Origin of the sequence: Ferrimonas futtsuensis DSM 18154, assembly GCF_000422645.1 — a bacterium.
GTDB classification, from domain to species: Bacteria; Pseudomonadota; Gammaproteobacteria; order Enterobacterales; family Shewanellaceae; genus Ferrimonas; species Ferrimonas futtsuensis.
Map to the genome: position 1 here is coordinate 67,799 of NZ_AUGL01000021.1, position 12,957 is coordinate 80,755.

The 12,957-nt window shown below is 56.8% G+C and carries 12 protein-coding genes and 1 pseudogene; 8 read left to right on the forward strand and 5 right to left on the reverse strand.

Annotated elements, in window-relative coordinates; translation table 11 throughout:
* The first annotated feature begins 72 nt into the window (after nucleotides 1-72).
* The gene (locus G505_RS0114135) at nucleotides 73-867 is read left to right on the forward strand and encodes an alpha/beta fold hydrolase (RefSeq protein WP_028110148.1); all 795 of its coding nucleotides are present in this window, start codon (nucleotides 73-75) and stop codon (nucleotides 865-867) included.
* 11 nt (nucleotides 868-878) lie between these two features.
* Here G505_RS0114135 and G505_RS0114140 read toward each other — a convergent pair whose 3' ends face one another.
* Entirely contained in the window at nucleotides 879-1,547 is a 669-nt protein-coding gene (locus G505_RS0114140; RefSeq protein ID WP_028110149.1) for a rhomboid family intramembrane serine protease, read from the reverse strand.
* Between the two features lie 172 nt (nucleotides 1,548-1,719).
* Here G505_RS0114140 and G505_RS0114145 point away from each other — a divergent pair, with 172 nt between their 5' ends.
* Nucleotides 1,720-2,502 (forward strand): ABC transporter permease, encoded by a 783-nt coding sequence (locus G505_RS0114145; RefSeq protein WP_028110150.1) that lies wholly within the window; start codon nucleotides 1,720-1,722, stop codon nucleotides 2,500-2,502.
* Here the strand turns inward: G505_RS0114145 and G505_RS0114150 are convergent.
* Nucleotides 2,486-2,833 carry a YajD family HNH nuclease gene (locus tag G505_RS0114150; protein ID WP_028110151.1) on the reverse strand — a complete coding sequence of 116 codons (348 nt, stop codon included), beginning with the start codon at nucleotides 2,831-2,833 and terminating at the stop codon, nucleotides 2,486-2,488. The genes G505_RS0114145 and G505_RS0114150 overlap by 17 nt on opposite strands.
* Nucleotides 2,834-3,169: 336 nt before the next feature.
* Here G505_RS0114150 and G505_RS21630 point away from each other — a divergent pair, with 336 nt between their 5' ends.
* The 4 genes from G505_RS21630 to G505_RS0114170 all read left to right on the forward strand — a co-directional run bounded on the left by G505_RS21630 (nucleotide 3,170) and on the right by G505_RS0114170 (nucleotide 7,672).
* A complete protein-coding gene (locus G505_RS21630) occupies nucleotides 3,170-5,113 on the forward strand; it encodes a DUF3604 domain-containing protein (RefSeq protein WP_084644003.1) in 1,944 nt (647 codons plus the stop codon).
* A gap of 20 nt (nucleotides 5,114-5,133) precedes the next feature.
* A complete protein-coding gene (locus G505_RS21635; RefSeq protein ID WP_169628223.1) occupies nucleotides 5,134-6,003 on the forward strand; it encodes a peptidyl-prolyl cis-trans isomerase in 870 nt (289 codons plus the stop codon).
* Nucleotides 6,003-6,998 (forward strand): HupE/UreJ family protein, encoded by a 996-nt coding sequence (locus tag G505_RS0114165; protein ID WP_028110152.1) that lies wholly within the window; start codon nucleotides 6,003-6,005, stop codon nucleotides 6,996-6,998. Before G505_RS21635 ends, G505_RS0114165 begins: the two co-directional genes overlap by 1 nt.
* A gap of 281 nt (nucleotides 6,999-7,279) precedes the next feature.
* Complete coding sequence (locus tag G505_RS0114170) at nucleotides 7,280-7,672, forward strand: hypothetical protein (protein WP_028110153.1); 393 nt, start codon at nucleotides 7,280-7,282, stop codon at nucleotides 7,670-7,672.
* Between the two features lie 242 nt (nucleotides 7,673-7,914).
* On the opposite strand, the pseudogene G505_RS23375 reads toward G505_RS0114170, so the two are convergent.
* The 3 genes and pseudogenes from G505_RS23375 to G505_RS0114185 all read right to left on the reverse strand — a co-directional run.
* Nucleotides 7,915-8,154: pseudogene (locus G505_RS23375) on the reverse strand (transposase); the annotation flags it as partial.
* A 158-nt stretch (nucleotides 8,155-8,312) separates the two neighbouring features.
* On the reverse strand, nucleotides 8,313-9,008 hold the full coding sequence (locus G505_RS0114180) for a fibrobacter succinogenes major paralogous domain-containing protein (protein ID WP_051216249.1): 696 nt from the start codon (nucleotides 9,006-9,008) through the stop codon (nucleotides 8,313-8,315).
* A gap of 171 nt (nucleotides 9,009-9,179) precedes the next feature.
* Nucleotides 9,180-10,130, reverse strand: a complete 951-nt coding sequence (locus tag G505_RS0114185) for an SDR family oxidoreductase (RefSeq protein ID WP_028110156.1) — start codon at nucleotides 10,128-10,130, stop codon at nucleotides 9,180-9,182.
* 228 nt (nucleotides 10,131-10,358) lie between these two features.
* On the opposite strand from G505_RS0114185, the gene G505_RS0114190 reads away from it, so the two are divergent.
* Both G505_RS0114190 and G505_RS22795 read left to right on the forward strand, forming a co-directional pair.
* Entirely contained in the window at nucleotides 10,359-11,246 is an 888-nt protein-coding gene (locus G505_RS0114190; protein ID WP_028110157.1) for an AraC family transcriptional regulator, read from the forward strand.
* 397 nt (nucleotides 11,247-11,643) lie between these two features.
* Complete coding sequence (locus G505_RS22795; protein WP_084644004.1) at nucleotides 11,644-12,219, forward strand: YdeI/OmpD-associated family protein; 576 nt, start codon at nucleotides 11,644-11,646, stop codon at nucleotides 12,217-12,219.
* Nucleotides 12,220-12,957: the final 738 nt, after the last annotated feature.

Consider the following 12,957-nt stretch of genomic DNA (forward strand, 5'->3'; position numbering starts at 1 on the left):
TGTGTTCGGTGTGAGCTCTGTCACAATGGTGCTCCGTTCAGAAGCGCTATAGATGAGCTGTAACAAAAGAGTATGGAAACAATAATCGGCAAGGATGGCCTGGAGCTGCACCTGGAAGGACAGGGCGACCAAACCCTGGTGATGATCCATGGCTGGCCCGACAACTACCGCTTGTGGGACCGGCAGGTGTCGGCCTATAAATCCCGTTACCGCTGTGTGCGGTTCTCCCTTCCCGGCTTTGAGCGGGGTCAGCCCAGGCAACTTCTGGACATGAATCAGATGATGGCCACGCTGGACTATGTGATGGAGCTGGCCTCGCCCAATAAGCCGGTGACCCTGCTGATTCATGACTGGGGGTGCTTCTATGGCTATCAGTACGCCATGCGACACCCGGAGCGGGTCAGCCGCATCATTGCGGTGGACGTCGGCGACTCAGGTTCCAGGGAACATAAGCTCACTGCCGGCGCCAAGGCGTTGGCTCTGTCCTATCAGCTCTACCTGGCCCTGTGTTGGAAGCTGGGCAGCTTTCTCGGCAACCCGTTAACCCGGTTTATCGCCAAGGCGATGGGGGCGCCGGCACCCCGGGGCGAGATCCACAGTGGCATGAATTTCCCATACTACTGGCTGTGGAAGGGGCTGCTGACCAGGAAGAAACTGGGGATCAAGCCGGTGGCCATCGACCACCCGATGCTGTTTATCTACGGCAGCAACAAACCCTTCAACTTCCACTCCCAGGCCTGGGTAGACAAGCTCAATGGCACAGAGGGCAGTGGTGCTCGCTCGCTGGAGAGCGGACATTGGGTGATGGTGGAGCAGCCAGAGGCATTCAATCAGATGGTGCTGGAGTGGCTGGAGCAACCCCGGTAAGAGGGCGGTGGCTAATCCCAGTGGCGTCGTGAGGTTTCCGGCGGCGTCTGCTGCCAGAGATCGCCGATGGCGTCGTCCTCTGTCTCCTCGGTCCGTTCGTAGTCGTACACCTTGCGCCGGGGCAGAGGGTCCCAGTTGCGGAACATGAAGGCGCTGACCAGACCGGCGGCGCCCCCGAACAGGTGGTACTCGAAGGAGATCTGCGGATCCCTTGGGAAGATCCCCATCAGCATCCCCCCGTACATGAAAAACGCAATCATCATCAGAGCAATGGAGCGTTTGTCGCGCCTGAGCAGGCTGATGAAGAACAGGTAGAAGAACAGGCCATGGGTGATGCCACTGGCGCCGATGTGAAAACTTGAGCGGCCAAACAGCCACACGCCGGCGCCGGAGCCCAGCCAGATGATGATCAGCACCGGCCAGCGGGAGCGGGGGTAGCCATACAGCAGGATGGACCCGAGGATCAACAGCGCCAGGCTGTTGGCGGCCAGATGCTCGGCGGAGCCATGAAGGAAGGGGGCAAACACAATGCCCAGGGCGCCGAAGCTCTCTCTGGGGTAGATGCCGAAGTGGAACAGGTTCCAGCCGGTGAAGGCCTCAAACACCATCACCATCCACAGGAAGGTCACGAAAAAGGCGCTGAGCTTTAAGCTCTGCAAGATCGAATAGTCTTTGCCCATGTCACCTCCCTTACGACTCTGGCCTGCTTAACAGGACCGGGGGTCGAGTGCGCCTATTTCAGACAAGCCAGTCACCTTAAGTGTAGACTTGGGGGTTATACTGAGGTAAATCAATGCTTTTATACGCAAATCCCATGAAACCGATCACTCTGCTTCTTCAATGGAGTCGCCCATGAGCCAGGTGGTGGACATTCCCTGGTGGCAGCTGGCGCTGTTTCTCAGTGTGTTAGTGGTGCCCCTGTACATCAACCACAGGTTCAAATTGGGCCTCGGTCTTGAGGGCGGGATGGCCGTGGGCCGGATGCTGTTGCAGCTGACTCTGGTGGGACTCTACCTCAATACCCTGTTTGCTTTGGACAGCCTGTGGCTCAACTTGGGCTGGGTGCTGCTGATGGTGGTGGTGGGCGCCCATTCGATCACAGGCAAGAGCCAGATGCCGCCAAAGCGGGTGATGCTGCCGGTCGCCATAGGTCTGGTGCTGGTGGTGGTGCCACTGCTCGGGTTGATGCTGATTGCGCTGATCCGCCCGGAACCGGTGTTGGGCGCGCGTTACCTGATCCCCCTGGCGGGGATGCTCCTAGGCAACAGCCTGGGCGCCAACGTCATTGCCCTGCAGAGGCTGGGAGCGTCGTTCAAGGAGCGGGCAGGGGAGTATGAGGGGGCGCTGGCCCTGGGCGCCAAGCCCACCATCGCCGCAGCGGATTTTGTCAGGGAGTCTCTGGCGGCGGCACAGGGGCCGATACTGGCGACCACCGCCACCACCGGCCTGGTGACCTTGCCGGGAATGATGACGGGTCAGATCCTCGGCGGCGCCGACCCCATAGTGGCGATTAAGTACCAGATGGTGATCATGGTGGCGGTGCTGGTGATGACCAGCGTATCGGCGGCGGTCACCCTGAGCCTGGCGTTGCCCAGACTGGTGACCGACACCGGAAGGGTTAACCTTTGTTCTTAGCGTCCATCATCGCCTTGAGGTTGGCGAATGGGTTGCTGGTGGCCAGATCCTGCTTAAGATCTTCACCGGCTTCCACCGTGGTGCCGTACTGGGCAGCCTGAGTGTACTTCTCGTGCTCGTTGTCGTGGCAGTAGAGGCACAGCAGTTCCCAGTTGGAGCCGTCGTTGGGGTTGTTGGTGTGGTCGTGGTCGATGTGGTGAACCGTCAGCTCACGCAGGTTGGAGTATTGGAACTCACGGGCACAGCGGCCACACACCCAGGGAAACAGCTTCAGCGCCTTGTCTCGGTAGCCCTGCTCCAGCTGTGAATAGTTCTTTGGAATGATCGCCATCTTAATCTCTCCGGGTATGGCCTGATTCGATACTAAGCCCGGATAGTAGCACTCCCTGATCCGCGACTGAAGATAGCCAGTGCACAAAAGGGGAGGGGTGGTCACAAACCGGGCGAGGAGTGGCACCGTGGCGAGATGGGCTTGATCCCTAAGATGCTCGTGCCATCGATTGCTGTGCGTCTCTGTGCCCTGCAAGACCGGGCGGAGTCAAACAGCCCTTGTGCCATCGACTATACTGCCATTTCTATTACACCAACGACACTGTGCTTGCTGTTCCTCGTCATCGACGAAGGGCAACCTTCGAGTGCACCCCAATTAGCCTGGAGTAGAGTCACCATGAAGATGCCACTCTCCCCTGCATTTGTGTTCACCGGTACCTTGGTTTTCTTGCCGTTCCATGGCTCGGCAATGGATTTTGGTGGGGCGACCCCCGAGATCAAATCCGATATATACCGGGGTGAAACCTACTCGCCCTATGCCCAACGTGCCTTCCCGAGCCGGGTCTATTGGGGGGAGACCCACCTCCATACCGGGTTGTCCCTGGATGCCGGATTGTTCGGCAACATCCTTACCCCTGACGATGCCTATCGATTCGCGCGGGGAGAGGAGATCACCTCCTCAACCGGGCTGCCGGTTAAGTTGGGACGTCCCCTGGACTGGCTTGTGGTCACCGATCATACCGATATGATGGGCATCGCCACCGACATTCAGCGGGGAACGCCAAACATTTTGGCGGTGCCTAAGGGAAAGGAGTGGCACGAGGCCTTTAAACAGGGCGGCCAGGCTGCCGGTGAGGCTGCGTTCGACCTCATCACCCATTTCGCCCAGATGAAACTGCCGCCGCGGATGCTCGAGGATTACGCCCCGGGCTCGCGGATCTCCAACAACATCTGGGACAAGATTGTCGATGCTGCGGAAAAATACAATGACCCCGGCAGGTTCACCGCGTTTATCGGTTATGAGTGGACCTCGGTACCCCAGGGCAACAACCTGCACAGAAACGTCATCCTGCGTGACGGTGCCATGCGCGCCAAGCAGGTTATTCCTCTGACGACCCAGCCGCCATACGGCACCACAGATCCACTGGATCTCTATAAGTGGCTGGAGGACTACGAGAAGAAAACCAATGGCCAGGCCTTCGCACTGGCCCACAACGGCAACCTCTCCAACGGATGGATGTTCCCCATCGATGAGACCTACGCCGGAGGCAAGGTCGACACCAACTACGTTGAGCAGAGGGCGCGCTGGGAGCCCCTTTACGAAATGACCCAAATCAAGGGCGATGGCGAGGCGCACCCGGTGTTGTCGCCCAACGACGAGTTCGCGGATTACGAAAATTGGGACAAGGGCAACCTCGACCTGACGGCGCTCAAGGAGGAGCAGATGCTGGCGGGCGAGTATGCCCGAGAGGCTCTGAAGCGAGGCCTTATGCTCGAAGCCCAGCTTGGCACCAACCCCTACAAATTTGGGATGGTCGGCGCCACCGACAGCCACACCGGTCTCGCCACCGCCGAGGAGGAGAATTTCTTCGGCAAATCGGTCAGCGTCGAGCCGTCCAAGTCGCGGATCGGACACCCCTTCATCAAATCTGAGCTTGCCAGCATCGAGGGCTATGAGCCCGCAGCGTCGGGTTATCAGGGCATATGGGCGACCGAAAATACCCGCGAGGCGCTGTTCGATGCCATGCTGCGCAAAGAAACCTATGCGACCACGGGGCCGAGGATCCCGGTCCGTTTTTTCGGCGGTTGGGAGTTTACCGACCAGGACTTGCGCAGCCGTTCTCCTGCCTTTATCGGCTATGAAAAGGGGGTCCCCATGGGCGGCGACCTGACGGTAGCCCCCGAGGGCGAGTCGCCGACCTTTATGGTTTACGCGCTGAGAGATCCGGTCGGCGCCAATCTAGACCGCATCCAGATCATCAAGGGCTGGCTAGATAAAGAGGGGCAGGTCCATGAACGGATCTTCGATGTGGCCGTCTCCGACGGCAGAGCGATCAACGACGAAGGTCGTTGCCTGACTCCCGTGGGTAACACGGTAGACATTGATACGGCGAACTGGACTAACACCATTGGCGAGTCGGAGCTTGCCACCGTCTGGACCGATCCGGAGTTCGATCCCCAGCAGAAGGCATTCTACTACGCCCGTGTTATCGAGATCCCGACACCGCGCTGGGTGCTCTACGACAGGCTTCGCTTCGGCACAGAGATCCCCAAGGAAGCGACCCTGACGCACCAGGAGCGCGCCTACACCTCGCCGATCTGGTACACGCCTGAAGGGTGAGTCTGCGTATGTTATCCAGTATGAGCACGCTCTGGCGTGAACCCTTGCTGCACTTCCTGGTTATCGGGTTCGCGCTGTTTCTCTACTACGAGTGGTCCACTGACAATGCGGCTGCGCCCCCTAAGCGGCTCCATGTCAGTGGGGGGGAGGTGGCCCAGTTGGCGGCCAACTTTGAGCGTACCCGACTGCGCCCACCTACCGAGGAGGAGCTCAGCGCCATGATAGAGGGTTACGTGCGCGAGGAGATCTTCTATCGTGAAGCCCTGGCGATGGGGCTCGAGCAAGATGACCCCTTGGTGCGCCGGCGTTTGCGAATGAAGCTGGAGTTCATGCTTGAGGAGTTGTTGAGTCTGGACCCGAGCGATGCCCTCCTCACTGAATATCTCAGGCGCCATCCAGACCGTTTTCGAAGAGAGGCGGAGCTCTCCTTTCAGCAGGTGTACCTGGATCCGGATTTGCGGCCAGATATCGAGCGGGACGCCGCTCAACTCCTGGTCAGATTGCAACAAGGCGCGGCTCCCGGCCACCTAGGTGATCCGACGTTTGTGCCGCGAGTCTACCGCCAGGTCCGTCAAAGCGATATTGCCCGTGACTTCGGGGACGGGTTTGCCGTTCAGGCGGCCGAGCTGCCGGTGAAGGTATGGAGCGGACCCGTCTATTCCCCCTTTGGTGCCCACCTGGTGCAAGTGGAGTCGCGCATCCAGGCACGAGAGCCAGCACTCGAGGAGGTCTACGACGAAGTGCTGCGTGACTATCTTGCCGAGAAGCGGCAGCACCAGAAGGAGCAGGCCTACCTCAAACTGCGCGAAGGCTACCAGGTTACCGTGGCGCCCTTGACGGCGGCCTCGGTCAAGAGTCCGACCGGCGCGGTCACCGGTGAGGCGCGTTGATGCGAAACGGCCTCCTCCTATTGGTTAGCGTGCTGATGCTGACTGGCATCCTGGCTGGACAGGTGCGTGCCCATGAGCTGCAGCCCAGCTCCCTCGAGCTTCGACAGCTCACGCAGGAGCGCTTTGAAGTGATCTGGCGCGCGCCCCTCTACTACCGCAAGCCGCATCCGGCGCAGCTGCGACTGCCGGAGAGCTGGCAGGCGATCGGTTCGCCCACAGTCAGGTCGATGCCCGACTCGCAGCTTCACCGCCAACTGGTGGCGGTGTCCAAAGGTCGGGCCGATGGGGCGGTGATCCGCTTCGTCGGCCTTGAGTCTACCATCACCGACGTGTTCGTCCGTTTCGTCTGGTTGGATGGCCAGGAAACCACGGCCATTGCCCGACCGAGCCGGCCCTGGGTGGAGGTCGTCGCCCAGCGCAGTGGCTGGCAGATCGCCCAGGATTATGCGGTGCTCGGTGTCGAGCACATCCTGTCCGGATTCGATCATCTGACCTTCGTCCTCGCACTGATGTTGCTGGTCAGAGGTGCCCGCCGACTGCTGATCACCGTGACGTCGTTCACTGTTGCCCACAGCATCACTCTCGCCGCGGCGACGCTCGGGGTGGTGTGGGTACCGGCGCCGCCGGTGGAGGCGGTGATCGCCCTGTCCATCCTGTTTCTCGCCGGCGAGCTGGTCAAAGTCAACCGGGGGATCCCCAGCCTGACCGCAGACTATCCCTGGAGCGTTGCCTTTGCCTTCGGCCTGCTGCACGGTTTCGGGTTTGCCGGGGCACTCGGTGACCTCGGCTTGCCTCAACACGAGGTGCCGTTGGCGCTGCTGATGTTCAACCTAGGTGTCGAACTGGGGCAGTTGCTCTTCGTTGGCGCGTGCCTGGCGCTGCTGATGATGCTCAACATGCTGAGAAGGTGGCCGGCCTGGATGAAGCAGGTTCCAGCGTATGGCATAGGTGGAATCGCCGCCTATTGGTTGATAGAGCGCGTCTCGGGCTTCTAAAACGTCCGTCCGCTGTCCCAGGTTTAATTGGCAGAGCTGCGGCAATGGCCGTAAAGACGGCTCGGCACGGCGTGGCCAGGCTGGCGGTGAGTGCTACAGATGGGAGTTGGCCCGGTTCCGGTATGCAGATCGCGCCCCTTCACGACGGAGTAGGGTGGGTAAGGGTTCTCTGCCGCGCCTCCCATAGATGTTGTTGGAACCTATGGGGAGCAGTAGGGCTGAGGCCCCCACTGTCTGGTCTTTTTCTGTTGTGAGGCGCGGGGGGACCTAGGAGGTTTTCCATGAGCAACGTATGGGCGAAATTGGGTGCAATTACCTACGTCTTGTGGGGCGTATTGCACCTCGAGGCGGCGAGAAGGGTCTTTCTGCTCGGGCAGACCCTCGACGCCGGCATGGTGCAGGGTCGCATCTACCAGGATGCTTGGAACCTGCTGTTCTTCGCCGTATTCGGCATCGTCGTGGCCCTGTACCTCAACTGGAAAAACAGTCGCCTGGGCTACTGGCTCAACTTGATCGTCGTCAGCGCAATCGATGTTGGCTTCATCGCTTTCGTGTTGCTGCCCGGCTACCTGCCTATGATACCCGGGGCACTGGGGCCTTTGCTGTGGGTGTTGGCCGTTTTCTTCTCCACGGTCGCCATCAGGGAAGTCGGCCAAGGTGAAGACGGCCGTTGATAGGGCGAGAGACCCGGCACATAAATATCAAAGACACTCATTGTAAGAATGTCGAGATCTGCCTACTGACTGGTTTGAGTCCGCGGGTGGATTAAAAGCCCAATTTGGCCTAATGAAGGGGGCCCTGCCGCCTTATAGAGGGTTGTTGCTCGGTATTGGCCATTTAGCGGCCACGAATGGGCAGTCGAAGCAATATTGATCGACATTTTGATGTGCTCTGATCGGGCAGGGTCAGGCGAGTAATCATTTACGTACAGAACCACGTGGGTGTGATTGATCATTACGGCAAAGGCAATGACTTCTACCGCAAACACTTGCGCAAGAGACAGCAAGGGTTCTTGAACCCACTCCCGGCGATGTTCGTAAGATTGGCCGGTATACGGGTCTTGGCCGCAGAGGAAGGCGCGCCGGACGCAACGGCTAACGCAGTGATAGTAGCGGGCATCGTCCAAGCTGATTTGCTGGCTTTTGGCCTTAGGCATTGTTCTCGCTCGTTGAGAATGAACACTAAGGGTAGTCATCAACGAAGCCTGGTGTCGTTAGCATGGGTGTCCATGGAAACCACTAAGCGGCAAGCCCACGCTCAACTGGCGAAAAGCCGGCAAGCCGCCTGCATGGGCAAGCCCTAGGCGGCCAGCTTCTAGTTTTTTATACATCTCACTGAAAACATGTAGCGCTTTGACAGGGCCGTGCGATAGATTTCGCCCTTGTGCGGATTCCACCACGAGTGCGCCAGTGTTCGGTTGAATGCATCCTTGTCGGTTTCATCACTGCTTGTCCAAAACTCGCTGTACATTCCCTGGGCGATGTACCAATGCTTCAGCTTTGCGCCTGCCGGTCGTGCGAAGAAGTTGAACCGATTAACCTGCGATTGATTGAATGTTTTAAAGGCGGTGTCCGGCTGTGTTTCCTTGAGCGCGATGGCGATATCGTCATCGCCTCGCCATCCCCTTTTGTCCAGGTCTGCCTCAGACATGCCAAGGGTTCGTTCCAGTTCCTTCCAGTCCTCATCGGATGCCACTCTCCAGCCGACAGGGCAGAGGTTTCTTTCATCTGTTACGTCATGCCAGTCGTACAGCCGACCGTACTTCAACAGGTTTTTGTCGTCATCGTTGGGAATAAAGGCGGTCCTTATCTTCGAACCGTCCTGAAATCGGGTGCTTCGGAGATTTTCCGCCATCCACACCTGGTTGCCAATTTTCACTGTGCGGTAGATGTTTCCCTCTGGGTCTTGAACCACACCCAGTGACTCGTCTGATGCTGTGTACAGGTCGTTAGCGAATGGCGTGGCTGGGTTTAACATCATGATTCCTATGGCTAAAACTATTTTTTTCATCGTATTTACTTTTTATCTGAGAGCCGGCAAGGCTCTGTGGCGTCATCATGGCCTGCGCCGGAAAGGGCGCTTATGGCACTAACCGACGCAGCCCCTGACAGGACTTGAGGTTTAGGCCCTTGGCGCCGATGGCCCCCCAGGCCGGGGGCAAGCCCTGTGGCGAGGGTCGAACTAGATTGGCCAGCTAAAGCCAGTCTCTTTCTCGGAGAGCGCCCACAGCTTTGTGAGCACCTGTTTGTCCAAAGCAAAGGGTTCAAGCCTGCACTGGCCCACCGGGCCGCCGAAGTTCATTCTGCCTGTTGGGCCATAGTAGGCGCGCTGGTTCAGGTGTTGTGCAGTGGCACACATCACTTCGGGATAGGCGCCTTTTTCCGCGGTTTGAGCGAGGCCCATCTTCACCATCAATGACCAGGTCACCCTGGTTGCCAAGCTGGCGCTGTCGCGAATTAGCGAGGTGTTGGATGCGCCCGGGTGGCATACGTAAACCTCGACCTCTTTGTTTGCCTGCTGAATCTTGTCCTGCAGTTCATAGGCAAACATCATCTGCGCCAATTTGCTGTGGCAGTAGGTCTTGTTAGGGTGGTAGTTCCTGTTCCAGTTCATATCGTCAAACTGGATGGTTTTCAGCCCCATCTTGTAACCCTCGCTGGCCACCACCACGATGCGCCCCCTGGACTCCTGAATGCGCTGGAACAGCAGCCCACACAGCAGGAAGTGACCGTAGTGATTTACCCCCAGTTGGCTCTCGAAGCCGTTCTCGGTGAACTCCTGTTTGGCGATCTGGGCGATGGCGCCGTTACACAAGAGCGCATCGATGTGAGGAACCGTTTTTAAGACCTCGGACGCCGCTGCGCGCACGGAGCCCAGCTGTGCCAAATCCATGCGCATGACAGTCACCTTGGCGTTACTGCCAAACTCCTGCTTCAGCGCTTTAATGGCGTCGGCTGACTTTTGCACATTGCGGTTCATCATCACCACGCTTGCGCCTTTGGACAGCAGAAGTCGGGTTGCCTGGAATCCTGTCCCTGCATTAGCGCCAGTAATGACATAGGTTTGGTCGGTCAGATTGTCGAGCTGCTCTGGAGTCCAGCCCTTGGGCCCAAATGGTTGTGCGGCGGTCATAGCTTAAACTCCCGATCCTAAGTAAATTAACCCTTTGCTCTAAGAGCGTTTTGCTTTGCTAACAATCACTCACACCAGCGTAAATCGCCCAACAGGGCGGCGGATGCTGGCCCGCTGGAGAGACTATATGTGTCAGGAATGGGACTCACTAGGCGTTATAGTCGCGAAATAGTGCCTATTTGTATCGATGGGGTTGGGTGGGACGTCTCGTGGTGCTAGTTTGAAGCCATGAGCAGAGACCTAATCAAACAAATCATCGAAAGCAGAGTCAGTGAAGACGGCCTGGTGGACTTCGGTATAAAGGGGGTGCAGCTCTTCCGGGTCACCGAGCCCGTTCGCTGTGCGCCTGCGGTGTATGAGCCTTGCGTCATTGCCATCGTCAGTGGCGCCAAGAAAGCCATCTTAGACGGCAAGGCCTATGACTATGACAGCAATCGTTACCTGTGTTGCACCATGTCGATGCCTGTGGAAGCGGGAGCCCAAGATGTTTCGCCTGACAACCCCCTATTGGGCGTGTACATCTCTCTGGATACCAGAGTGCTTACCGAATTGACCCTGGAGATGGAAAGCGCCGTGGGCGTCATCCAAAAGCCCAAAGGCGACTCACACCCTAAGGGGCTGTCACTCGCTCGATGGGACGATGGGTTTGCCGACTCCCTGTTGCGATTGCTGCAACTCGGGGACAGTCCGACCGATACTGCGGTACTCGGCCAGAGCCGGCTTCGGGAGCTGTACTACGCCATATTAAAAGGAGAGGCCGGGCACTCCGCCAGGCGCGCATTTGGCGTGGGCAACGCCATTGGGCGTGCCATTGACTATCTCGCCACTCGTCTAGGCGAGTCCGTCACCATTGAAGAGATGGCGTCCCAGGTGGGGATGAGCCGGGCGGTGTTTCACCGTAAATTTAAGGCGGCAACCACCATGTCGCCCATTCAGTACGTCAAGTCTATGCGCCTGAATAACGCCGCCATGAAGATAGCCGGTGGCATGAACGTAAACCAGGCAGCGCTGGAAGTAGGGTACCTGAGCACCTCACAATTCAGCCGAGAGTTCAAACGGCTGTACGGGCAGTCCCCTAAGCAGTGGACCCTCTCCCAGCGACTTTCGGGAGCCTGATGATGGATGCCTGCCTTGGCGCCAGCAGCGGTCATTCGGCGCTAAGCCTCACTTCCAGAAAAATCGAACGCCTATGCAAAACCTAATCGTTCTCGCAGAATGGCACTGAGATTGTGTCCAGCCTGTTTTTTCATACAGTTGAATGTGGACGAAAACGAGCCGGCTTGTGTTTTAGGATGCCTCTTGATAGCTTGTCATTTAAACTATTTTTATCAGTAATTTAACGGTGATTTGGATGCTGTTCACAGAAGTGCGAACAAAAGCCCAGGCTCGTTGTTTGAAACAATGTGCCTTGGCTCACTACTAAGCGTTATACGCTAAGCAGGTAGCGTACAAACCATCGAGAATGTAAAATACCGCATCTATTTGCATTCATCTTTTGGAAAAATGTTGTGCTATGGCTGAGATAGACATTTCTAATACCGAGTCATTTAAAACAGAAGAAGACTTCTATGGTTGGCTCAAAAAACATCACAATAATTGCTCAGAACTATGGATTCGAATTTATAAAAAAGGGTCAGGAATAGAATCTATAAACTGGTCAGAATCTGTCAGAGCAGCTCTTTGTTGGGGTTGGATTGATGGAGTCAAAAAATCATATGACGATAAATCATATATTCAACGCTTCAGTCCTCGCCGAAGCAAGAGTTCATGGTCAAAACGAAATACTGAACATGTGGAGTCTCTGATTGACGCAGGTTTGATGCAAGAAACAGGAATGGCTCATGTTCGTTCTGCTAAAGCTGATGGACGATGGGATGCAGCTTATAAAACCAGTGAAATGTCTGTGCCTGAAGACTTTGTTACAGCACTCGATGCCAAACCTCATGCAAAAGAGTTTTTCAACACCCTCACAAAGTCCAGTAAGTACGTCATAGCGCAGGCTTTGCTGAGTGCAAAGAAACCTGAAACACGACAAAGGCGATTTGATAAATATTTAGTAATGCTAGAAAGCAAAACTAAACCACAGTAATTTTGTATTACGCGTATAACAAGTGGGTCCAGGTGACGCCTACGGCGCACCTGACCCAAGCGTTCATTGAAACTCCCAATGACTCCTTCGTGGCGTGCGCTGCCTGTCAACCAGGCAGCGACTCCAGGCTTAGGGCCATGACTCTGTGTTAGCTCGCTTCGGCGCCAATTCCGGTCATTGAAGTCTACCACTCGCGGCGTTGCCGCCTTTTCTGCAGAACAGAGCCGCCTTTCATGTTGACAACGGAACAATCAGTGCGGTTGATCCTTCCTTAATGCACTGATACATTTGAAAAAACATACATGAGCAAGATCCGATATCAAGCAGATATGCGGCAGGTTCGGTCAGGGTGAAAGGCGGCGATTTGACGCATATTAAGCTGCTAGTGCGTCAAGCGAAGCTTGATGCATCTTGCGGGGTGAAAGTCCCCGTCGGGTAAGGCCTAACCAGTCACCCGTATCGAGTGTTGCGCCCAAGGCGGAGATAGGGATTAGCCGATGCTTTTCAGTGGCGCAGCCACAACCAATCGAACAATCTGGGTGAAGCGTACACAGAGAATCTTATAGGCCATAGGGATTGTCGTGATCCTGAAGTGCTGGTATCGCTCCGTTAATTATGAACCTCCTGACTGACGAGGCTGGTAACAGAGTCGAAGTCCAGGCAATTCAACCGCCATTGGTGAGGTTGTTGCGAGTCAGCGGAGTTATCAAGCCGTGGCATGTAAGAAGAGATGCATCA

What these genes read in the sequence shown, in the direction of transcription:
- G505_RS0114135 (WP_028110148.1), top strand. Translation starts at nt 73, where the DNA reads ATGGAAACAATAATCGGCAAGGATGGCCTGGAGCTGCACCTGGAAGGA.
- G505_RS0114140 (WP_028110149.1), bottom strand. Translation starts at nt 1,547, where the DNA reads ATGGGCAAAGACTATTCGATCTTGCAGAGCTTAAAGCTCAGCGCCTTT.
- G505_RS0114145 (WP_028110150.1), top strand. Translation starts at nt 1,720, where the DNA reads ATGAGCCAGGTGGTGGACATTCCCTGGTGGCAGCTGGCGCTGTTTCTC.
- G505_RS0114150 (WP_028110151.1), bottom strand. Translation starts at nt 2,833, where the DNA reads ATGGCGATCATTCCAAAGAACTATTCACAGCTGGAGCAGGGCTACCGA.
- G505_RS21630 (WP_084644003.1), top strand. Translation starts at nt 3,170, where the DNA reads ATGAAGATGCCACTCTCCCCTGCATTTGTGTTCACCGGTACCTTGGTT.
- G505_RS21635 (WP_169628223.1), top strand. Translation starts at nt 5,134, where the DNA reads ATGAGCACGCTCTGGCGTGAACCCTTGCTGCACTTCCTGGTTATCGGG.
- G505_RS0114165 (WP_028110152.1), top strand. Translation starts at nt 6,003, where the DNA reads ATGCGAAACGGCCTCCTCCTATTGGTTAGCGTGCTGATGCTGACTGGC.
- G505_RS0114170 (WP_028110153.1), top strand. Translation starts at nt 7,280, where the DNA reads ATGAGCAACGTATGGGCGAAATTGGGTGCAATTACCTACGTCTTGTGG.
- G505_RS0114180 (WP_051216249.1), bottom strand. Translation starts at nt 9,008, where the DNA reads ATGAAAAAAATAGTTTTAGCCATAGGAATCATGATGTTAAACCCAGCC.
- G505_RS0114185 (WP_028110156.1), bottom strand. Translation starts at nt 10,130, where the DNA reads ATGACCGCCGCACAACCATTTGGGCCCAAGGGCTGGACTCCAGAGCAG.
- G505_RS0114190 (WP_028110157.1), top strand. Translation starts at nt 10,359, where the DNA reads ATGAGCAGAGACCTAATCAAACAAATCATCGAAAGCAGAGTCAGTGAA.
- G505_RS22795 (WP_084644004.1), top strand. Translation starts at nt 11,644, where the DNA reads ATGGCTGAGATAGACATTTCTAATACCGAGTCATTTAAAACAGAAGAA.